The organism is Rhodococcus wratislaviensis (assembly GCF_041228765.1).
Lineage (GTDB): Bacteria > Actinomycetota > Actinomycetes > Mycobacteriales > Mycobacteriaceae > Rhodococcus_F > Rhodococcus_F wratislaviensis.
Genome location: NZ_CP150488.1, coordinates 6,621,216 through 6,647,070 on the forward strand (window position 1 = coordinate 6,621,216; position 25,855 = coordinate 6,647,070).

Below are 25,855 nucleotides of genomic sequence, written 5' to 3' on the forward strand. Positions count from 1 at the left end.
TCAGCCTTCCGGTTGTCGTGTGCGCCGACCCGGTGTGGCCAATTCGTGGTTGATGATCCGCGCGATCTCGGCGAGGGGACGGGGCTGGTCCATATCGGCATGCGTGCTGTGAATGTCGTGAGTCACGATGTCGCCGGTGACGTATGCATGCCACCGATCGGACGAGGACTCGTCCGAAATCGATCCGTCATCCGTCGATGTCGGATGGAGAAACACCACGTCACCGTGATAGATCTGCGGTGCGTGGTCAACGGACAGCCGCAGGTCGTTCCGATAGATTGCCCGTGCGGCGTCCCAGATGGGCGCGTAGTCGGGCGAATCGACGATCTCACCGTAGCGGCTCTGCGCCCACGACCGGATCGACCGTCGAATGTCCTCATCCGACGGCGCCGCCTCGCCGGTGGGGAGATCACCGGCACCGGGCACGCTGTCCATCATCGCGAGGAGCGCAACCTCGAGCCCTCGGCGTTCCAGTGCGGTGGCGATCGCATGGGCGACAAGGCCACCGAACGACCATCCCAGCAGGAGGAACGGGCCGTCTTCCTGAACGGTGAGGATCTGGTCGAGATAGTCGGCGGCCATCTCGTCGATCGAGTCCGGCAGCGGCGTGACTCCATCGAATCCCCGCGCTTGCAGACCGTAGACGGGCCTGTCGGGGAGGTGGGCGCGAAGGCCCATGTAGCACCAGCTCAGACCGCCACCCGGGTGGATACACCACAGCGGCGGTCCGGTTCCTTCACTTCGGATCGGCAGGATCACCGCGAACGGGTCGAGCAGGCCGGGTTCGATGTCCTCACCCAGTCGGGGTGCGAGTTCGGCAATCGTCGGGGACTCGAAAACCATCCGGATCGGGACCTCCACGCCCAGCACCGACCGAATCCGTCCCACCAACCGCGTCGCCGACAACGAATGCCCACCCAGGTCGAAGAATCCGTCATCGATCCCCACCCCGGAAACCCCGAGCACCTCGGCGTACAGCGACGCCAGCGTCTCCTCCACCGGTGACCGTGGTGCCTGGAACACCTCACCGGTGAACTCCGGTGCCGGCAACGCTCTCCGATCGAGTTTCCCGTTCACCGTCAAGGGCAGGTGGTCGACGGCGATGATCGCCGCCGGAATCATGAAGTCCGGCAGCATCCCGGCCACGAATCGACGGACCTCGACACCGGTGTCGGGGCCGGCGGTGTCGGAGACCACGTAGCCGACCAGGCCGGTGGCGGTGGCGGTGTCCCGGGCAATCACCACGGCCTGAGTCACGGCCGGATGTTGCAGCAGAGCCGCCTCGATCTCCGCGGGTTCGACCCGGAATCCCCGAATCTTGACCTGCTCGTCCGCTCTGCCGACGAACTCGAGGACACCGCAGGCAGTCCACCGCACGAGATCCCCGGATCGATACATCCGTGCACCCGGCTCCCCGAACGGGCACGCGACGAACCGCTCTGCCGTCGGCCCCGGCCGTCCCACGTACCGCTGAGCCAACTGCACCCCGGCGATGTACAGCTCCCCCACCGCACCCACCGGAACTGGCATCAAGCCCGCACCCAGTACGAAGACCGACGTGTTGCCCACCGGTGCCCCGATCGGCACACTCGCCCGGTCGGCGAGTTCAGCCCAGTCCGGAAGCACGAAGGTTGCCGCGAAGACCGTTGTCTCGGTCGGCCCGTACCCGTTGACCAGAATCGGTGGATTCGGGCGCTCGCCCCGATACCAGCCCCGCAACCCGTCCGGATCCAGCACCTCTCCGCCGAACACCACCATCCGCAGCACCGAATCCGCCCCCACGGCGGGCTCCTCACGCTCGATGTCCGCGAACTCGTAGAACGCCGACGGCGTCTGAGCGAGCACTGTCACGTGTTCCCGAACCACCAACTCCCACAACTCGATCGGTGAGCGCACCACGTCCCACGGCGCGACCACCACCCGGCCACCGTGTAGCAGCGCACCCCACAACTCCCACACCGAGAAATCGAATGCCACCGAATGACACCACCCCCACACGTCCCCAGTCTCGAAACCCGCCCACCCTGCAGTGCCGGCGAACAGCGACACCACACTTCGATGGCTCACGGCGACACCCTTCGGAACACCCGTCGATCCGGAGGTGTACATCACGTACGCGGTGTTGTCCGGTCTCGCGCGGTCGTGGGCGCCGGGGCTTCCCTCCTCCGAATGCCCGCCCTCGTCGGACACGGAATCGAAAAGCAATCGCGGGATGCCGTTGTCGGGCAACACTTTTTCGGTCATGGTGTCGCTGATGACCAACAGCGGATCGGCGTCGGTGAGGATGGTCCCGATTCGTGCGCCCGGATAATTCGGGTCGATGGGGAGGTATGCGCCCCCGGCCTCGAGGACCGCCAACAACGCGACGATCAACTCCGGTGATCGCTCCAACGCGACCGCCACCAGCACCTCCGGGCCCACCCCCGCACCGATCAAGCGGTGCGCCAGCCGATTCGCTCGACTGGCCAACTCCCGATAGGACCAGTTCTCCTCACCGAACGTCACCGCCACCGCATTCGGAGTCGCGGCGACCTGCGCGCCGAACAAACCGGGAATCGTCGAGTCCGGGATCGGCACACTCGTACCGTTCCAGTCCCGGAGTACCCGCTCGCGATCGTCCGGATCGAGGATCTCGTACCCCTCGATCCGCCCCTGCGGATCCTCGACGACGCGATCGAGTAACCGCACATACCCAGCCGCGATACGCTCCACCGTGCCCCGGTCGAACAGATCACTCGCATACTCGACCACCCCGGCCAGACCCTGCCTGCCGTCGGGAGTGAGAGTGAAGGACAGATCGAACCTCGACGTACCGGTCGGCGCCGGCAGCGTGGTCCATTCCAGCCCGGGGAACTCGACCTCGGGAAAAGCATTGTTCTGCATCGCGAACGACACCTGGAACAACGGATGATAGGCCGTCGACCGAGTCGGATTCAGCAACTCCACCAACCGCTCGAACGGCGCATCCTGATTCTCGTACGCGCCCAGCGCCTTCGCCCGCACCCGGTCGAGGACCTGATCGAATCCCGGATTCCCCGACACATCCACCCGTAACACCCACGTATTGACGAAGAACCCCACCAACTCGGTCAATGCTTCGTCGGTACGGCCCGCGATCGGCCCGCCGAGCGCAACGTCCTCCCCCGCGCCGAGCCGGTGGAGCAGCACCGCCAACACCGACTGCAACACCATCGACGGTGTCCCCCCACTCCTGTTGGCCAATTCGGTGACCGCCACGACACGGTCCGGGTCGATCGCGAACTCCACCGTCCCGCCCCGGTAACTCGGTTGCGCCGGACGTCGACGATCAGACGGCAACTCGATGCAGTCGGGCAGTCCCGCCAACTCGGCCCGCCAATAGTCGAACTCCGCCACCAGGAGACTGTCCGGATCGTCCTCGCTCCCCAGAATTTCCCGCTGCCACAACGTGTAATCGGCATACTGCACCGGCAACGGCACCCACCCCGGGGCGTGTCCGTCCGTCCGGGCCGCATACGCGACAGCCACATCCCGGGCCAGCGGCGCCAACGAGCCCCCGTCCCCCGCAATGTGGTGCAGGACCATCACCAGCACATGATCCGATTCGGAAACCCTGAAAATGCACGCCCGCAACGGAATCTCCGTGGACAAGTCGAATCGACAGCCCACGGCCTCCGCGACCGCGTCCAGCACAGTGCTGTCGTCGACATCGACGATCGGAACCGGCAGTGTCGCGGCAACCTGATCGGCCGGCAGGATCCGCTGGAACGGCACACCCTCGTCGTCACCGAACACCGTTCGCAGGCTTTCGTGCCGGGCGATGACGTCCGCAACAGCGGCTGTCACCGCCGCGGTATCGAGGTCGCCGGTCAATCGCACCGCCACGGGAATGTTGTACGTGGCCGACGGGCCCTCGAACCGGTGCAGGAACCACAACCGGGCCTGCGCGAACGACAACGGCACCCGCTCCGGTCGCACCCGCGGCAGCAGCGGCGGCCGTGCCACCGCTGCCTCGCCCAGTCGGGGCGCCAACTCCGCCACCGACGGGGATTCGAACACCATCCGGATCGGCACCTCCACACCCGACACCGACCGGATGCGACTCACCAACTGTGTCGCCGACAACGAATGCCCGCCCAGGTCGAAGAAACTGTCGTCGATCCCCACCCGCTCAACGTCGAGCAACTCACCGAAGAGCGACGCCAGAGTCTTTTCCACCTGCGTACTCGGCGCACGGAATGCGCCACCGGAGAACTCCGGTGCCGGCAACGCCGGCCGATCCAACTTCCCGTTCGGTGTCAACGGCAACCCGTCCACCACCATGACTGTCGCCGGAACCATGAACTCCGGCAGTCTCCCGGCCAGGTATTCCCGCAACCCTGCACCTGTCACCGTCTCGGTCGGTTCGAGAACCACATACCCCACCAACTCGGCGCCGCTGCCGGTGGCGCGGGCGACCACTACCGCCTGTGCCACCACGGGATGTGACAGCAGCACCGTCTCGACCTCTCCCGGCTCCACCCGGAACCCGCGCACCTTCACCTGCGCATCCGCACGCCCCACGAACTCGAGCTCACCGTCAGCGGTCCAGCGCACCACATCCCCCGACCGATACATCCGCGCACCCGCCACCCCGAACGGACACGCCACGAACCGCTCCGCGGTCAACCACGGCCGACCCAGATAGCCGCGCGCCAACTGCACCCCGGCGATGTACAGCTCCCCCGCCACACCCACCGGAACCGGGCGAAGCCCCGGACCCAGCACGAACACCCGCGTGTTCCGCACCGGCGTACCGATGGGCACGCTCGTGGCATCCGCAGGACCGCATCGGTGATGAGTGACCTGAATGGCGGTTTCGGTCGGCCCGTACACGTTGTGTACCGCAGTGCCACTTCGCTCGATGAAATTGTGTGCCGTCGCGGGCGACAGATTCTCACCGCCGCAGAGGACGCGCAGCAACGATTCGCAATCAGCCCGTTCGAGTTTGTCCAGGATCATGGCGAGCATCGACGGAGAGAAGTCACCGGTGGTGATCTTCTGTGATCTGATCATCTCCGCGAGATACATCGGATCGCGGTGCCCCTCCGCCTTGGCGATCACCAGACGTGCCCCGATCTGGAGCGGCAGGAACATCTCCCACACGGAGACATCGAATGTCGCGGGAGTCTTCTGCAGCACCACGTCGTGGTGGTCGAAGCCGAAGTGGTCACGCATCCACTGCAATTGGTTCACGATCGCGGCGTGGCTGACAGCGACCCCCTTCGGACGACCCGTCGACCCGGACGTGAAGATCACGTACGCCGTGTTGTCCGGTCTCAACGGGGCGATGCGATCCTCGTTGCGGACAGGTGAGGAGTCGATGTCAGTTCTTTCCCTGCCGTCGATCTCCACGACGCGGATGTCGGCAGGGATCTGCACGCGATCGGTGGACAGTGTCAGCACACACACCGGTGCCGCGGACTCCATCACGTGCCGGGTGTGTTCGATGGGGTAGTCGGGGTCGATCGGCACATACGCTCCACCCGCCGTCACGACCGCGTAGATTCCCACCACGAGATCGATCGAACGTCGTACGGCGACACCGACGAGGGATTCCGGACCGACTCCGTGCGCGATCAGTCTCCGAGCCAACCGGTTCGCTCGCTCCTCGACCTCGCGATATGTCAACTGCTCGTCGCCGGACGTCAAGGCCACCGCATCAGGTGTGCGGGCCGCTTGGAGCGCGAACAGGTCGGGCAGTGTCACCTCCGGCACGGCGACCGTGGTGTCATTGCGCACGTCCAGCACCAGCCGACGCTCACCTGCTTCGAAGATGTCGATGCGGTCGACCGCACCCTGGGGGTCGGCGGCGATTGCCTGCAGGATACGGATGAGCCTACGGGCGATCGTGTCCACTTCTGCCGCTCCGAACAGGTTCGGTAGATACGCCACGGTCAACCGAAGTTGGGAGTCGACGCTCGCGATCAGAGTCATGGGGTAGTGCGACGCGTCGATCGCACGGGCACCGGTGACGGTCATTCCGTCGACAGGGATTGCGGCAGCCCACGCGGCGCGATCGACCGGGTACGACTCGAACACGACCAGGGTGTCGAAGAGTTCTCGCACCCCGGCCGCATGGTGGATCTCCGTCAACCCGAGGTAGTGGTGGTCGAACAAGGTAGCCTGCTGCTCCTGCAACCGGGTCAACAACTCCGCAGCAGTGTCGCCCGGTCTGGACTGCACGCGCACCGGCAGCGTGTTGATGAACAGGCCCACCATGGACTCGACGCCGGCCAGTCCGGCCGGCCGGCCGGAGACCGTCGCGCCGAACACGACATCCCGCCGGGCGCACAACTGGCCGAGCAGAATCCCCCACGCCCCCTGAATGACGGTGTTCAGCGTGACACCCAGTTCGGCGGCCCGCGCCGACACACTCGCGGAGAGATCGGGAGGTAGTTCGACCGACACGTGCTCCTCCCCCGAAGCGGTGTCCCGCTCCGGGTGCGCGGGTGCCAGTAGGGTCGGCTCGTCGACCCCCTCGAGGGCCTCGGCCCAGATTCGAGAAGATTCGACGGGGTCGCGCTCGGCCAGCCAGACCAGGAAATTCCGGTATCCGGCGGCTCTCGGTAACGCGGCGGCGCCGCCTCCCGAAACGTACAGCGCGAGTAATTCCTTGGCCAGCAGTGGCATCGACCATCCGTCGAGAAGTACGTGATGATGGGTGATCACCAGCTCGTACCGATCCTGTGCCATCGTCACGAGCGTGAACCGCATCAAAGGCGGCGTCGCGGGATCGAAATGTGCAGCCTGATCCTCGACGAGAAGCTGTTCGAACTGGCTGTCCCGCGCGCCTTCCGGGAAGTTCCTCAGGTCGACCTCGCACCATGGCAACGCGACCGAGTCCAGGACCACCTGTACCGGACCGCCGTCGGATTCGTGGACGAACGCGGTCCGCAGGTTCGCGTGGCGATCCAGCACTGCCTGCCCCGCAGCGAGAATCCTTTCTGGATCGACCGTTCCGCCGAGATGCAGAACGAGCTGGGTGGTGTACGCGTCGAACGACGCGCCGGCCAGCATCGAGTGGAACAACACGCCGGACTGCATGGCGGTCAGTGGCCAGACATCCACCACCCCCGGGAACCGGTCCTCCCAGGTCTCGATGTCGCGCTGCGACACCGGCACCAGCGGCACATCGGACGGTGTCAGCCCGCCGGCCCAGGGCCCCTCCGCGTGCCGCGCCAGCGCCCAGAGTGCGTCGCACCACAGGTCGGCCAGTTCCTGAACGTCGTCGCGGGAGAGCACTCCGGTGGGGAATCCGAACGTCGCGCCGAGGTGCGGACCGTCCGGACCATCGGTCACCATCGCGTTGATGTCCACTGTGGCCACCGCCGGCAGGTCCGGCTCCCTCGTCGCGGAGAGCTCGTTTCCTTCGATCGCGGGCATCCATCCGAGTTCGCGGAATTCCTCGGGAACATCCGCAGCCGAGATCTGTCCCAGATAGTTGAAACTGATCTGTCCGCCCGGATACTTGTCGAGTTCCGGGGCGGTGTCCGCATTCAGATGGCGAAGTAGCCCGTATCCGATTCCCCGGTCGGGCAGGGCCAGCACCTGTTCCTTTGTCGCTTTGATCACGGTGCCCGCTGCGGACCCGCCGGCGAACGCGTCGTCGAGATCGGCGCCGGCGATGTCGAGACGTATCGGGAAGGCAGTGGTGAACCAGCCGACCGTGCGGGACAGATCGGCCCCGGGGAGGACGTGCGCCTCGCGACCGTGATTCTCCAGGGATATCAACGACGACGACTCGATCACCCCACGGCGACGGCGCCAGCGGGTCAACGCCATCGCCAACCCGGCCAGGAGACCATCGTCGACTCCCGCATGGAAAACCTTGGGGATCGTGGTGAGCAGCGACGCCGTCGCGTGTGCGGGCACCTGCATCGACACGTGCTGCACTGTGGACAGCACATCGAGGATCGGGTCGCACCTGCGCGAACCCAACGTCGGGTCGGAGCCATCCAGGATCGATTGCCACAACGGCAACTCGGCCACCCGCTCGGGCCGTACTGCCTCGTCCACCAGCCCGTGTGCCCACCGCCGCATCGACGTCCCGGTCACCGGCAGTGCGGGCCGTTCGCCGGTACGCACCCGCGCCCATGCCGCCGCCAGGTCCGGGATGACGATTCGCCACGACACGCCGTCGATGACGAGGTGGTGGGCCACGACGAGCAGCCGGCCCGGACGATCCGCCGGCTCGTCGCCGCGTCGGGGCACGCGGTCCAGCCACACGAACTGCACCATCACGCCCGCCGCCGGATCCAACCGCCCCAGCGCCGAATCCCACTCGGCCGATGCCAGCCGCAGCCACTCCGGATCACCCGGTGCATCATCACACTCGACCCGTCGAATCAGACGGTCCACGTGGACGGTGTCCGGCGGATCGACCCGAAGTTTCTGCGCCCCGGCGTTATCGGTGATCAACCGTGACCGCAACATGTCATGGCGGACCAGGACGGCGTCGAGGGTGGCGACCAACCCGGCTCGATCGATACCGTCGGGCAATTCCAGCACCATCGTCTGCGCGAATCGGCGGAAACCATCACCCCGCGCGAGGAGGAACCGCGCGATCGGCGTCAACGGCATCGAACCCACTCCGCCACCGGGCAACTCCTCGAGCACGACGTGATCGGAATCGCGGTTCAGGACTGAGACCTCGGACAGCCTCGCAACCGTCCGATGCTCGAACACATCCCGTGCCGTGAACACCACACCCTGCGCCTTCGCGCGCGACACCAGCTGGATCGACCGGATACTGTCGCCGCCCAGATCGAAGAATCCGTCGTCGACCCCCACCTGCTCCACGCCGAGTACCTCGGCGAACACGTGGGCGAGGATCTCCTCGGTCTCGGTCTGCGGAGACCGGAACGCCCGGTTCGACGAGAACTCCGGCTCCGGCAACGACCCGCGGTCGAGCTTGCCGGCCGGTGTGAGCGGCAACTTCTCGAGCACCACGATCGCCGAGGGCACCATGTACTCCGGCATGCGGCCCGCCGCCGCCGTCCGCACGATCTCGGCGTCCACCGCTCCCCCGGGTGCGGGAACCACGTACGACACCAGCACTGTCTGCCCGGACGGGCCCTTCCGGTCGATCGTCACCACGGATCCGACCCCGGACTGCTCCGCGAGCACGGCGTCGATCTCTCCCGGCTCGACCCGTCGACCCCGCACCTTGATCTGGAAATCATTACGCCCCAGGAACTCCAGCACCGGATCGGATTCCGACTCGACCCACCGCACCACATCGCCCGTGCGATACATCCGCCCGCCCGGTCCGCCGAACGGATTCGCCACGAATCGCTCCGCGGTCAGTCCCACCCGATGGTGATATCCCCGGGCCAGCGGGTCCCCGGCCACGTACAACTCGCCCGGCACCCCCGGCGGCACCGGACGCAGCCACGTGTCCAGCACCACGACCGACGCACCCCGCACCGGACCGCCCAGGGTCACGGGACCGTGCGGGGTGAACGGCGGCGAGATCGCCACCGCCACCGTCGCCTCGGTCGGCCCGTACAGGTCGTGCATTCGCCGTCCCGCAGCGAACGACTCCACCACCGATACCGGAACCGCCTCCGCACCCGTGAGCAGGCATCGCACCGACGACATCCGCTCGACCGGTACCGTGGCCAGCACCGTCGGGGTGAGGAACGCGTGTGTCACCGCCGCACTCTCGATGACCCCGCCCAACTCCTCACCACCGACCACGCCCGCGGGAACAATCACCGTCGCCGCTGCCGAACCCGTCGCCAGCAGGTACTCCAGCACTGACGCATCGAAACTCGGCGACGCCACCTGCAGCACGCGTGCGTCCGCCGTGACATCGAACTTCTCCGCCATCTCCACCGCGAGATTGCCCAGGCCCCGATGCGGTACGACGACGCCCTTCGGTTCACCCGTCGTCCCGGACGTGTAGATCACGTACGCCGGATGATCGACCCGCAATGGAGCGACCCGTTCCGCATCCGTCACCCATTCAGCGGGCCGACGGGAATACTCGGCTCGCACCTCCGGATCGTCGAGTACCCACCAGTCGAGTGTTCGCGGCAGGGTACCGATGCACTCGGCGACCGTGATTCCGAACCCCGCGGCGGAATCGGTGATCAGGTGCTCGATCCGACTCGCCGGATACGACGGATCCACAGGAACGAACGCACCACCGGCTTTCGCCACCGCCCACACCGCCAGCACCGACTCCACCGACCGTGGCACGGCCACGGCCACCGTGGATTCCGGACCGACCCCGTGTGCGATCAACACCCGCGCGATACGACTCGTCTCGGCGTCCAATTCGCGGTAGGTGAGCGAGCGCTCCCCGCACACGACCGCCACCGCACCCGGATCGTGTGCGACGGCCGCAGCGAGGATCTCCGGCAGAGTCCTCACGGCCTCCGCCGCCGCGCCACGCACGGGAACCAGCAGGGTTCGTTCCTCCGGGGCGAGGAGGTCGACATCTCCCGTCCCGGCCTCCGGCGCAGCCACCAGTGATTCCAGAACCCGGTGGAACCTGTCCGCGATCCGCTGCACCTGGTCGTCGTCGAACAAGGCTGGATCGTGCCACAGCGACACGGACGTCCGCTCACCGGCTTCCACCGCGAGTGTCAGCGAATAATTCGTTCCCCCATGCGAATCCAAGGACGTGATCGCGGGGGCGCCGATCGATTCGGCAAGGGACGCGAGGCTCCGCCGGTCGATCGGGTACGACTCGAACACCGTCAAGGTGTCGAACAGGGCCCCCCTGCCGGCGACCCGCTGGATCTCCGGCAAGGGAACATGATGATGCTCGATCAACGTCGCCTGCTCCGCCTGAACCCGGGCGATCAACCGGGCAATGGATTCCTCCGGATCGAGCCGGACCCGCACCGGGATCGTGTTGATGAACAGGCCCACCATCGACTCGATGGCGGGTACCAGACCGGACCGACCCGATACCGTCGCGCCGAACACCACGTCACGGCTGCCGGTAAGCATGCCCAGCACGATCGCCCACGCAACCTGCACCAGCGTATTCACCGTCACCGACAACCGCGACGCCAACTCCGTTATCTCCGAGGACAAACCCTCGTCGAGCTCACGCCGAAGCACGGACGATCCCCGTGCCGATTCCGAACGCCCCGCAACGAGCAGCGCAGGCTCCACACCGTCGAGCGCGTCTTCCCACGCCTCCAGCGACTGCTGCCGACCCTGCGTCGCGAGCCACCCCAGATACCGGCGATACGGGGCCACGGGTTCGAGTACGGCGCCGTCCCCGTCGGCACCGTAGACGGTCAGCATCTCCCGCATCAGCAACGGCATCGACCATCCGTCGAGCAGCACGTGGTGATACGACACGACCAGCCGGACATCACCGTCGCCCATCGTGACCAACCCGAAACGCAGGAGCGGTGGCGCCGACACGTCGAACCCGGTGTCCGCATCGTCCGACAGAAGCCGCGCCAACTCGTCGTCTCGCTCGCCGGCCTCGACATCACTGATGTCGGCTTCCCACCACGGCACCGCAAGGCCCTCGAGCACCACCTGCGCCGGCTCGTCCACCCCGTCGGTGAGGAACGCGACCCGCAAATTCGCATACCGATTGAGCATCGCCTGCGCCGCGGCCTTCACGCGGTCCGCATCCACCTGTCCGGTCAGACCCAGAACCGTCTGCACCGCATACACATCTGGCGCTTCCGACGCCGACATCGCGTGAAAGACCAAACCTGCTTGCAGTGGTGCGAGCGGCCACACGTCCACGGCCTCGGGATATCGCGCCGCGACGGCGGACAGCTGTTCCGGGGTCGGACTCGGCAACGGTACGTCCTCGAAGCGGACGGAGTCTTCATCCCGCACCGGATGCGCGACGGAGGCCAGCCCGGCGATTGTCCGTCGCTCGAACACGTCTCGGGCCGACACCAGCACGCCGAGGGCCCGCGCCCGCGCCACCACCTGGGTCGACATGATGCTGTCCCCGCCGAGCCGGAAGAAGTCGTCGTCGACACCCACCCGGTCGACGCCGAGGACATCGGCGAGCACCGTCGCCAATGTCTGCTCGGCGATGGTTCGTGGAGCCCGGAACGGCGTGTCGGATGCGAGGTCAGGCTCGGGAAGTGCTCTGCGGTCGAGTTTGCCGACCGGTGTGAGAGGTATCCGGTCGACGACGATGATCGCCGACGGCACCATGTAGTCCGGTAGCCGCCCGGCCGCGAGCACCCGCAACGCCTCGATGTCCACCTCGGCCCCGGGCGCCGGGACCACGTACGACACGAGCACCTTCTGCCCCGACGGACCTACCCGGTCGACCGTCACCACCGACCCCACCCCGGGGTGCGAGACCAACAGCGTGTCGATCTCTCCGGGTTCGACTCGGATTCCGCGAATCTTCACCTGCTCGTCGGCGCGGCCGACGAAGTCCAGCACAGCGTCGGTGGTCCACCGCACCAGGTCACCCGAGCGGTACATCCGTGTGCCCGGCTCGCCGAACGGACACGCCACGAACCGTTCCGCCGTCAACCCATGCCGACCGATGTACCCGCGGCCCACACCTGATCCGGCGATATACAACTCCCCGACCACACCCACCGGGACCGGAATCAAGCCGTCGCCCAGTACGAATGCCCGGGCATTGCCGATCGGCACTCCGATCGGCACGCTGACCTTGCCCTCCAACGTCATCGAACCGGGTATCGAGTACGCGGTGGCACAGACCGTGGCCTCTGTCGGCCCGTACGCGTTGATCACGGTCACCTGCGGATGGCGAGCGAGGACACGTCGTACAGCGCTCGGCGACAACACATCGCCCGCCGCCACCACCTGACGTGGTTGGTCGAGCGCTCCCCTCGCATGTCCCGAAGCATCACTCAACAGGTGAAACAGCGGGGTAGTCACGAACATCGATGTCACGCGAGAAGTGGAGACGACCCGCTCGAGCACCTCGAGGTCCAGCGATCCGGGCGGAGCGGCAACCAACTGGCCTCCTCCGAGCAGCGTCGGCCACAATTCGTACGCCGATGCATCGAACGCCATCGACGAATGCAGCAACACTCGGTCACCGGGTCCATCCGGCCACCCGTGCAACGCCAGGTTGACCACATTGGCGTGGTCGATGGTGACCCCTTTCGGGGTACCGGTCGATCCGGACGTGTACATCACGTACGCGGTGTTGCCCGGTCGCAGTGACGTGGTGCGATCACTGTCGTCGAGGATGAGGCCCTCTCCGTGTCCGTCCTCGTCGTGTCCGTCCTCGTCCGGGATGACATCGAGGAGTATCCGGGGGATGTCATTGTCTGGCAGCGTGCGTGCGGTCGGGGTGTCCGTGAGGATCAGCAGTGGCGCGGCGTCGGCGAGGATGAATGCGGTACGCGCACTCGGATACCGGGGGTCGATCGGCAGATATCCGCCCCCGGCCTCGAGGACCGCCAACAACGCGACGATCAACTCCGGTGATCGCTCCAATGCGACCGCCACCAGCACCTCCGGGCCCACACCCGCACCGATCAGGCGGTGTGCCAGCCGATTCGCTCGACTGGCCAACTCCCGATAGGACCAGTTCTCCTCACCGAACGTCACCGCCACCGCGTCCGGAGTTGCCGCGACCTGCTGTCCGAACAAGCCGGGAATCGTCGTGTCCGGGATCGGTACACTCGTACCGTTCCAGTCCCGGAGTACCCGCTCGCGCTCGTCGGGCTCGAGGATCTCGAACCCCTCGATCCGCCCCTGCGGATCCTCGACGACGCGTTCGAGTAACCGCACATACCCGGCCGCGATGGTCTCCACCGTGCCCCGGTCGAACAGATCACTCGCGTACTCGACCACCCCGGCCAGACCCTGCCTGCCGTCGGGACTTAGAGTGAAGGACAGATCGAACCGCGACGTACCCGTCGGCGCCGACAACACCTCCCACCCCAGCCCGGGGAACTCGACGTCGGGAAAAGCATTGTTCTGCATCGCGAACGACACCTGGAACAACGGATGATAGGCCGTCGACCGAGTCGGATTCAGCAACTCCACCAACCGCTCGAACGGCGCATCCTGATTCTCATAGGCGCCCAGGGCTTTCCCCCGAACCCGGTCGAGGACCCGATCGAATCCCGGATTCCCCGACACATCCACCCGTAACACCCACGTATTGACGAAGAACCCCACCAACTCGGTCAACGCATCGTCGGTGCGACCCGCAATCGGCGACCCGATCGCAATATCGGTCCCGGCACCGAGCCGGTGGAGCAGCACCGCCAACACCGACTGCAACACCATCGACGGTGTCCCCCCACTACTACGGGCCAATTCGGTGACCGCCACGACACGGTCCGGGTCGATCGCGAACTCCACCGTCCCGCCCCGGTAACTCGGTTGCGCCGGACGTCGACGATCGGTCGGCAACTCGATGCAGTCGGGCAGTCCCGCCAACTCGGCCCGCCAGTAGTCGAACTGGGCGGTCAGGAGACTGTTCGGATCGTCCTCGCTGCCCAGAATTTCCCGCTGCCACAACGCGTAATCGGCATACTGCACCGGCAACGGCACCCACCCCGGGGCGTGTCCGTCCGTCCGGGCCGCATACGCGACAGCCACATCCCGGGCCAGCGGTGCCAACGAGCCCCCGTCCCCCACAATGTGGTGCAGGACCATCACCAGGATGTGCTCCCGGGGTCCGGTCTCCAACAATGTTGTTCGGATGGGAATTTCGTGTGCGATGTCGAACCGGTACCCCGCCGCTGCCGTCACCGCAGCGATCACGCTGGGCGGGTCGACCATCTCCACGTGCACCGGAGTTGGTACTTCCTCCGCGGGGAGCACCCGCTGAATCGGTGCACCGTCCGGGTCGTCGAATACTGTGCGCAGGCTTTCGTGCCGGGCGACGACGTCCGCAACAGCGGCTGCCAGCGCCGCGGTGTCGAGGTCGCCGGTCAATCGCACCGCCACGGGAATGTTGTACGTGGCCGACGGGCCCTCGAACCGGTGCAGGAACCACAACCGGGCCTGCGCGAACGACAACGGCACCCGGTCGGGCCGCACGCGCGGGAACAGCGGCACCCGGACCGGACCATCACCGAGTCGCGGCGCCAGTGCGGCGACCGTCGGGGATTCGAACACCACCCGGATCGGCACCTCCACCCCCAGCACCGTGCGGATCCGGCCGACCAGACGTGTCGCGGACAGCGAGTGCCCACCGAGATCGAAGAAGCTGTCGTCGATCCCCACCCGCGCAACGTCCAGTACCTCGGCGAAAAGCGAGACCAGCGTCTCCTCCACCGGTGACCGCGCCGCACGGAACACGTCACCGGTGAACTCCGGTGCCGGCAACGCTTTCCGGTCCAGCTTGCCGTTTACTGTCAACGGCAGCCCCTCGACCACCGTGACCACCGCCGGAACCATGAACCCCGGCAACAACCCAGCCACAAACTCCCGCAACCCCGCGGAGTCGGTGCCGGTCCCGGTCCCGGAATCGAGAACCGCATACCCCACCAACTCGATGCCGATCAGGGTTTCCCGAGCGATCACCGCGGCCTGCGACACGGCCGGATGCTGCAGGAGAACCGACTCGATCTCCGCGGGTTCGACCCGGAATCCCCGAATCTTGACCTGCTCGTCCGCTCTGCCGACGAACTCGAGCACCCCCTCAGCGGTCCAGCGCACCAGATCGCCGGATCGATACATTCGGGCACCCGGCTCCCCGAACGGACACGCCACGAAGCGCTCCGCCGTCAACCCCGGCCGACCCAGATAGCCGCGCGCCAACTGCACCCCGGCGATGTACAGCTCCCCCACCACACCCACCGGGACCGGCATAAACCCGGCACCCAACGCGAACACCCGCACCCCGCCCACCGGATCGCCGATCGGCACACTCACCCGGGCACGAGCACCCTGAGATTCGGGTAGCGAATACAGTGCCGCGAAGACCGTCGTCTCCGTCGGGCCGTAACCGTTGACCAACCTCACGTGTGGATGGAGGGAATCCTCGCCCGGATACCAGCCCCGCAGCCGAGCGGGATCCAGCACCTCTCCGCCGAACACCACCGTCCGCAACACCGAACCAGCCCCCACCGCAGAGTCCACACGCTCGACCTCCGCGAACTCGTAGAACGCCGACGGCGTCTGACCGAGCACTGTCACGCGTTCCCGAACCACCAACTCCCACAACTCGATCGGTGAGCGCGCCACGTCCCACGGCGCCACCACCACGCGGCCACCGTGTACCAACGCACCCCACAACTCCCACACCGAGAAATCGAACGCCACCGAGTGGCACCAGACCCACACATCCGTAGCGTCCACACCCACCCGGTCGCCAGTCCCCGCGACCGACGACACCACGCTTCGGTGGCTTACGGTGACACCCTTCGGAGCACCAGTCGACCCCGACGTGTACGTCACGTACGCCGCATGACCGGGGCGGAGCGGGCTGATCCGATCGGTGTCGGCGGGATCGAGATCAGCGCGCCCCCCGACAACGGTCGCGTCCTTGTCGAGGTCCAGGTCGGCATCGAGCAGTACCTGGTCCCTATCGTGGTCGGGGAGCGTGGCCACGGCGACTGTGTCGGACAGGATCAGCCGCGGAGCGGCGTCGGCGAGAATTGTCCCGGCGCGAGCACTGGGATAGTTCGGGTCGAGGGGAAGGTAGGTGCCGCCGGCCTTGAGCACCGCCAACAACGCGACGACCAACTCTTCCGACGGCCTCAGTGCGACGGCCACCACGGTTTCCGGGCCGACCCCGGCGCCGATCAGATAGTGCGCCAGCCGGTTCGCCTGGGTGTTGATTTCTCGGTACGTCCAGCTGCGGTCGGAGAAGGTCACCGCTGCGGCGTCGGGTGTCGCCGCCACTCGTCGCTCGAACAGTTCCACGACGGTGGTCTCCGAGAAGGGGGCTGCGGTGTCGTTCCAGGTCCGGAGTACCACCTCGCGCTCATGAGGTACGAGGATCTCGTACCCTTCTATCCGCTCCTGCGGATCCGCGACGATCAGCTCCGACAAGCGCACGTACCGGGCTGCGATGCCCTCGACGGTTTCCCGGTCGAACAGATCGCTCGAGTACTCGATGACCCCGGCCAGGCCCTGCCGCTTGTCGGGGGTGAGGGTGAAGGACAGATCGAAGCGCGACGTTCCGGTCGGCGCCGGCAGTGTGGCCCATTCCAGGCCGGGGAACTCGACGTCGGGAAAAGCGTTGTTCTGCATCGCGAACGACACCTGGAACAACGGATGACAGGCCGTCGATCGGGTCGGGTTCAGGAGCTCCACCAGCCGCTCGAACGGCGCGTCCTGATTCTCGTATGCACCCAGGGCCTTCCCCCGCACCTGTTCGAGGACCTTGTCGAATCGCGGATTCCCGGACACGTCGACGCGCAACACCCATGTATTGACGAAGAACCCCACCAACTCGGCCGACGCGTCGTCGGTGCGGCCCGCGATCGGCCCGCCGATCGCGACGTCGGTCCCTGCACCGAGTCTGCGGAGTAGTACCGTCAGCATCGATTGCAACACCATCGAGGGTGTTGCCCCACTGCTGTGCGCCAATTCGGTGATTGCCGTGGCATGTTCGGGGTCGATCGAGAACTCCACCACACCGCCGCGGTAGCTGGGTGCGGCCGGACGTCGCCGGTCGGCGGGTAGCTCGATGCAGTCGGGTAGTCCCGCCAGTTCGGCCCGCCAGTAGTCGAGCTGGGTGGCGAGCACACTGCCCGGATCCAGCTCGCTGCCCAATTCCTCTCGTTGCCAGAGGGTGTAATCGGCATACTGCACCGGCAACGGCGCCCACCCCGGAACCCGGGACTCTGTGTGGGCCGCATAGGCGACGGCGATATCACGGGCCAGCGGCGTCAGCGACGCCCCGTCCCCCGCAATGTGGTGGAGCACCAACACCAGGATGTGCTCTCGGGAACCGGATTCCAACAAGGTTGCCCGGATCGGAATCTCGTGTTCCAGGTCGAACCGATACGCGGCAGCGGTGGTCACTGCCGCGGGTATTCCGTCGGCCCCGACCTCGATGATCTGCACCGCCGCGGGCACCTGGTCGGTGGGAAGGATTTCCTGGAACGGAATACCCTCGGCTTCGCCGAACATCGTTCGCAGGCTCTCGTGCCGGGCAATCACGTCTCCGATCGCTGCCACCAGGGCCTCGGTATCGAGGTCACCGATGAGTCGCACCGCAACCGGAATGTTGTAGGTGGCCGACGGGCCCTCGAAGCGGTGTAGGAACCACAGCCGGGCCTGCGCGAACGACAACGGCACCCGGTCGGGCCGCACGCGCGGAGCCAGCGGTGTCCGAACCGCACCGTCACCGAGTCGCGGCGCCAGTGCGGCGATCGTCGGGGATTCGAACACCACCCGGATCGGCACCTCCACCCCCAGCACCGTGCGGATCCGGCCGGCCAGACGTGTCGCGGACAGCGAGTGCCCACCGAGATCGAAGAAGCTGTCGTCGATCCCCACCCGCGGAACGTCCAGTACCTCGGCGAAAAGCGAGACCAGCGTCTCCTCTACCGGTGACCGCGCCGCACGGAACACTCCACCGGTGAACTCCGGTGCCGGCAACGCTTTCCGGTCCAGCTTGCCGTTCGCCGTCAACGGCAACTGATCCACCAGCATGATCACCGCCGGCACCATGTACTCCGGGAGCCGCCCCGTCACGAACTCCCGCACCTCCACACCCGTGACGGTGCCGGTGGGCGCGAGAACGACGTACCCCACCAACTGCCGCCCCACCCCGGCAGTCGCCGGGGTGTCCCGGGCAATGACCACTGCCTGCGCCACCGCCGGGTGTTTCAGTAGTACCGCTTCGATCTCCCCCGGCTCCACCCGGAACCCGCGCACCTTCACCTGCTCATCAGCACGCCCCACGAACTCGAGCACACCATCAGCCGTCCACCGCGCCAGATCCCCCGATCGATACATTCGCGCACCCACCGCCCCGAACGGACATGCGACGAACCGCTCCGCAGTCAGGCCCGGCCGGCCCAGATACCCGCGCGCCAACTGAATCCCGGCGATGTACAACTCCCCCACCACACCCACAGGAACCGGCCGAAGCCCCGCGCCCACTACGAAAACCTGCGAATTCCGTACCGGCACACCGATCGGCACCGACCCACCGACCCACTCGTCCGACGGCTCCACACGCTGGCTCGTCACGTAGACGGTGGTCTCCGTCGGACCGTACCCATTGACAACTCGGACACCAGGAATTGCGGCACCCACTGCACTGAGCAATCGACCTGACAACTGCTCACCGATGAACACCACCGTCTCGGCACTCACCGTGCTCTCGATCTGATCGAATACCTCCGCGAACGCCGACGGGACGGTGCTGATCACACTCCCGGTCCAGCCGCGGCGTTCGCCGAGTACGAGAACGTCCCGGACCACGTCGATACTCCCACCCGCGCACAACGCGGCGAAAGTCTCCAACACCGACACGTCGAAACTCACCGACGTGCTTGCCAGCACCCGCGCCAGCCCTGGTGCACCGAGACTGGAGGCCACCTGCACCATGCAGTTGACGACGTTGTGGTGGTCGATCGTGACCCCTTTCGGGGTGCCGGTCGATCCGGAGGTGTACATCACGTATGCGGTGTTGTCCGGCCGGAGTGGGCTGCTGCGGTCGTTGTCGCCGGGGGCGATGCCCTCCCGTCGACCGACCTCGTCCGAGTGCGCGTCGAGCAATAATGTGGGGATGCCGTTGTCTGGCAGCGTGCGTGCGGTGGTGGTGTCGGTCAGGACCAGAATTGGTGAGGCATCGGTGAGGATGAATGCGGTACGCGCACTCGGATACCGGGGGTCGATCGGCAGGTACCCGCCCCCGGCCTCGAGGACCGCCAACAACGCGACGATCAACTCCGGTGATCGCTCCAACGCGACCGCCACAAGCACCTCCGGGCCCACCCCCGCACCGATCAAGCAGTGTGCCAGCCGATTCGCTCGACTGGCCAACTCCCGATAGGACCAGTTCTCCTCACCGAACGTCACCGCCACCGCGTCCGGAGTCGCGGCGACCTGCGCGCCGAACAAACCGGGAATCGTCGAGTCCGGGATCGGCACACTCGTGTCGTTCCAGCTCCGGAGTACCCGCTCGCGATCGTCCGGATCGAGGATCTCGTACCCCTCGATCCGCCCCTGCGGATCCTCGACGACGCGATCGAGTAACCGCACATACCCAGCCGCGATACGCTCCACCGTGCCCCGGTCGAACAGATCACTCGAGTACTCGATGACCCCGGCCAGACCCTGCCTGCCGTCGGGAGTGAGAGTGAAGGACAGATCGAACCGCGACGTACCGGTCGGCGCCGACAACACCTCCCACCCCAGGCCGGGGAACTCGACGTCGGGAAAAGCATTGTTCTGCATCGCGAACGACACCTGGAACAACGGATGGTAGGCCGTCGACCTGTTCGGGTTCAGCAACTCCACCAGCCGCTCGAAAGGCGCATCCTGATTCTCGTACGCGCCCAGTGCCTTCCCCCGAACCCGGTCGACGACCTGATCGAATCCCGGGTTCCCCGACACATCCACCCGTAGCACCCAGGTGTTGACGAAGAATCCCACCAATTCGGTCAATGCTTCGTCGGTACGGCCCGCGATCGGCCCGCCGAGCGCAACGTCCTCCCCCGCGCCGAGCCGGTGGAGCAGCACCGCCAGCACGGATTGCAACACCATCGACGGTGTCGCCCCACATCTGCGGGCAAGCTCCGTGACCGCCGAAACACGGTCCGGTGCGATCGAGAACTCCACGGTCCCGCCCCGGTAACTCGGTTCGGCCGGACGTCGCCGATCGGTCGGCAGCTCGATGCAGTCGGGCAGTCCCGCCAACTCGGCCCGCCAATACTCGACCTGTGCGGCAAGCACGCTCCCCGGATCATCTGCGCTGCCCAGAATTTCCCGTTGCCACAGGGTGTAATCGGCGTACTGCACCGGCAACGGCGCCCATCCCGGCATCTCGCCCTCGGTCCGCGCCGCATATGCGACCGCGATGTCGCGGGCCAGGGACGCCAATGAACCCCCGTCCCCCGCGATATGGTGCAGGACCAATACCAGGATGTGCTCTCGCGACCCACATTCCAGCAACGTTGCCCGGATGGGGATCTCGCCGGACAGATCGAAGCGATATCCCGCCGCCTCCGCAACGGCTTCCCTCGACCCGGCCTGATCGATCGTCTCCGCGTGCACGGGAATCGGGGCTTTCTCCGCGGGCAGGATCCGCTGGAACGGCACCCCTTCGTCCTCCTCGAACACCGTCCGCAGGCTCTCGTGCCGAGCCACGACATCGCCGACCGCCGCGACCACCGACTCGATGTCGAGGGCGCCGGTCAACCGCACTGCCACCGGAATGTTGTACGTCGCCGACGGACCCTCGAACCGATACAGGAACCACAACCGGGCCTGCGCGAACGACAACGGCACCCGCTCCGGCCGCACCCGGGGCAGCAACGGCACCCTCGCCACCGCGGCCTCGCCCAGCCGGGGCGCCAACTCCGCGACCGACGGTGATTCGAACACCACCCGGATCGGCACCTCCACCCCCAGCGCGTTGCGGAGCAACCCCACCAACCGCGTCGCCGACAACGAATGCCCACCCAGGTCGAAGAAACTGTCGTCGATCCCCACCCGCGGAAGACCGAGCACGTCACCGTAGAGAGACGCGAGAGTCTCCTCCACCGGTGACCGCGGGGCCCGAAACACACCACCGATGAACTCCGGTGCCGGCAACGCTTTCCGGTCGAGCTTGCCGTTCACGGTCAACGGCAACCGATCCAGCACCACCACCGCAGCGGGCACCATGAACTCCGGCAGTCGCCCGGCCACGAAATGTCGAACTTCGGACGACAGTCTGCTCGCACCGGGGTCGTTGACGTACGCGGTGATGTCGCCGAGTGGACCGTCGGGCAGGAAGACATCGGACACCGCGACCGATGCCTGCGCGTTTCGGTGCACCCGGGTCGTGATGTCGGTGAATATCACGTCCATCAGGCCCGGTGTCGGTGACCAGGTCACCGACACCGCGAACCCCAGGTCCTCGCCGATGTCGTGACAGTCCTGCGGCAGCATCGCGTCCGTTCGACTGTCCGCGTCACGCCGAGTGGGGACGTGATCGCGGTCCGCGGCGTCGTCGAGAGCGCGTGCGGCATCGATGTCGGGTGCCAGCCCCGCGTGCGGCACCCCGGTCACCCGAACACAATCCGGGCGCCGGCCCGTCAGGTACTTCCGCAGCGCGGTGGGGTCGCCGAATCGTTGCCACGACGTGGACGGCACATCGGCCAGCGACCGGGTCGCGAGGGGACTCTTACGGAGCACGACTTCGTATCTGTAACAGCTCAATTCGTTGACTACCCGGATACCCTTGAGCTGAATGTCGACGGCTCCGATGCCGGGGAACAGCCTCGGCAACACTGTGAAGAACTCCGGCGAGAGCAGCAACTCCTGCTCGGCGGCAATTCCCCGGCGCACCCGATCGCGTATCACCGCGGCAGTCGAGTCGGCATCTGCGTGGGCGACCTGCACGCCTGTCGCGAATTCCCGGAGCAACGCGAGATTCCGCACGTCACCGAGGAACAGCACGCCCCCGGGCCGAAGCAATTGCAGTGCTGCGCCGATCACGTCGAGCAGGTACCCCGCGTTCGGGAAATACTGCACGACCGAGTTCAGCACCACTGTGTCGAACACACCGTGCGGCACGCCTTCGAGGTCGTCGGCCGCCTGGACCCGCAGGTGCACCCGATCGACCCACGGGGCCTGCCGGTCCGCCAATTGCGATCGCAGAGCGTCGATCGTGGGAGCGGAAAAGTCGGTGCCCCAATATTCTTCGCAGTGCGGCGCCAACTGCGACAGCAACAGCCCTGTTCCGACTCCGATCTCGAGCACCCGAGTCGGGTAGAGCTCGCGGATCCGTGCCACGGTCGCCGCGCGCCATTCCCGCATCTGGTCGAGGGGGATAGGCTTTCCGGTGTAGCTGCTGTTCCACCCCCCGAAATCCTCCCCGAACTCTGTCGGGTTCGTCTGTTCACCGGCCGGGGACGCGTCCCCGGAGTACAGGTCGTCGTACACCCGCTGCCATTGCGAAACCAGCTCGGCCTCCCGCGCCCTGTCACGGACGAGCGAGGTACCCCTGTCGAGCACCACATACCCCACCAGCTGCGTATCGGTTCTGGTGTCCCCGTCCGCACGACCGGCGCCGGTGGGGGGTTCACGGGCGATCACCGCCGCCTGCGCCACCGCAGGATGCGACATCAGTGCCGTCTCGATCTCCCCGGGCTCGACCCGGAATCCCCGCACCTTCACCTGCTCGTCCACGCGTCCGACGAAATCGAGCACGCCGTCGGACGTCCACCGCACCACGTCTCCGGATCGGTACATCCGCGAACCGGGCTCTCCGAACGGGCACGCTACGAACCGTTCCGCCGTCAACCCCGGCCTGCCTACATATCCTCGGCCCACCCCGAACCCGGAGACATACAACTCCCCCGCCGCACCTACCGGCACCGGCACCAATCCCGACCCCAACACGAACACCCGCACGTTACCGATCGGCATCCCGATCGGGCTTCGACCGCCGTCGCCCACGCCTGCCGTCAACTCCAGATGGCTCACGTGCACAGTGGTTTCGGTGATTCCATACATGTTCACCAGAATCGGGGTGTTCGGACGATCCCCCGGGAACCACCCGCGTAGCCGGTCCGGGTCCAATGCCTCTCCGCCGAACACCACCATCCGCAGCACCGAATCAGAGTCCGGGGAAAGGTCCTCGCGTTCGGCATCTGCGAACTCGTAGAACGCGGACGGGGTCTGATTGAGGATCGTCACGTGCTCCCGACGCACCAGACTCCACAGTTCAGCGGGTGAGCGCACCACGTCCCACGGCACTATCACCACCCGGCCGCCGTGTACCAGCGCCCCCCACACCTCCCACACCGAGAAGTCGAAGGCCTGCGAATGACACCACGCCCACACGTCCGAGCCTCCGAAACCGCACCACCGATCGGTTCCGGCAAACAACGACGTCACATTGCCGTGAGTGATGCACACCCCTTTCGGGGTGCCGGTCGATCCGGACGTGTACATGACGTACGCGGTATTGCCCGGTCTCAGCGGGGCGATCCTCTCGTCGTCGACTGGATCGATCGCCGCTGACATGCCCTCTGCGGCGGCGTCGGCCAGGTCCAACACGAGACACGGAATATCGTTGTTCGGCAACGATTCCGAATTCTCGTCGTCGGTCAGAACCAACAGCGGGGCGGCGTCGGCGAGAATGAAAGCGGTACGCGCACTTGGATAGTTCGGGTCGATCGGAAGATATCCGCCGCCGGCCTTGAGGACCGCGAGGAGCGCGACGATCAATTCGGAGGATCGCTCCATCGCCACTGCCACGATGGATTCCGGTCCGACACCGCGCGCGATGAGATACCGCGCCAACCGATTCGCTCGACCATTGACGTCCCGGTATGTCCAGTGCCGATCGCCGAAAGTGAGCGCCACCGCGTCGGGCGTCGTGGCGGCCCGCCGTTCGACCAGGTCGGGAATGGTGGCCTCCGGTACCGGTACCGTCGTGTCGTTCCAGGTCCGCAGAACCAGTTCGCGATCGGTGGGCCGGAGGATGTCGTGCTGCTCTATCCGGCCGCCCGGATCGGCGACGACCGCACGGACGAATGCCATCAGCAGATCTGCATACAGCCTGACATCCTCACTGCTGTACAGCGCGCCGTTCGCGTCGATCTCGATGTGCATGCCGGCGCTGCCCCGACCGCCGTAGTAGATCGAAATCGAGAGGTCGTCCACGGGGCCGAACGACACGCCGCGCATGGATGCCGGATTGCCTGCAAAATCGATCGACTCGAAGAACGGAATGATATTGAGAATCGGACCGAACCGATTTTCCACGGATCCGGACAATCCTCTGTCTCTCCTGACATCGGAGCCCTGGTAGCGGGAATGACGAAGGATGGAACGGATCTCGGTACCCACGTTGTGGGCGACTGCAGCGAAAAGCGACCGCGGTGGGATCTCCACACGGAAGGGCACCGCGTTCGACACCAAACCCGGTGTTCGCCGGGCGGCGCCGACCCGATTGGCGACGGCCAATCGCATCATGAATTCCGACATGCCCGACAGGCGATGGAAGAGTCCGGCCACCGCTGCTGCCAGGAACCCCGGCATCGGTATCCCGATCGACTCTGCCGCCGTCAGCCATCGCGTGGTCTCGTCGTCCGGCACCGTCTGGCTGTGATGCAATGTCACGGGAACCGGTGAACTCGGGTGCCGGGACAGTCGTAGCGGTTCGGGCAGCGCGGCGGTGTAGTTTCTCCAGAATTCTTTGTCGCGGCTGAAACGATCGGAGCGTCGATAGCGGGCATCTTCGTCGACGATCAACTCCGGTCCGCCGAATCCGGAGTCGGGGATCGGCGTTCCCGTCTTCATCGCTGTGTAGATCTCACCGATTCGACTCGCAAGAATGGCGACGCCGAACCCGTCCATCACAATGTGATGGCACACGGCGCACAGAAAGAATCGCGCGTCGTGAACCTTGATCAAGCCCGCTCGATACAGCGCGTCTCGTTCCAGGTCGAAGGGCACGGCGCCGATCTCGGCCATCGACGCTTTCGCCGCAGATTCGGGGTCTGCCTCGGCACTGACGTCGATGAAAAACGGCGTCCAGGACTTGCAGTCCCGCACGACCTGGCGGGGGCCGTCCTCGTTCTCGACGAAATTCACCAGCACGGAGCGAGCCTCTTCGGCCACTCGCCGCAACGCGTCGTCCATCACCGAAGGGTCGATCTCGCCGGAAATGTCCAGATACGCGGAGATGTTGTTCGACAGTCCCGGCGCCAACTTCTGCGCCAGCCAGAGCGCCTCCTGGGCGGACGAAACGCGAAGTGAGTCCATC

General features: G+C 66.2%; 1 protein-coding gene. It reads right to left on the reverse strand.

What is annotated here, in order from left to right:
* Complete coding sequence (locus WKC72_RS30665; protein ID WP_370180660.1) at positions 1-25,854, reverse strand: non-ribosomal peptide synthase/polyketide synthase; 25,854 nt, start codon at positions 25,852-25,854, stop codon at positions 1-3.
* Position 25,855: the final 1 nt, after the last annotated feature.

What these genes read in the sequence shown, in the direction of transcription:
- WKC72_RS30665 (WP_370180660.1), bottom strand. Translation starts at nt 25,854, where the DNA reads ATGGACTCACTTCGCGTTTCGTCCGCCCAGGAGGCGCTCTGGCTGGCG.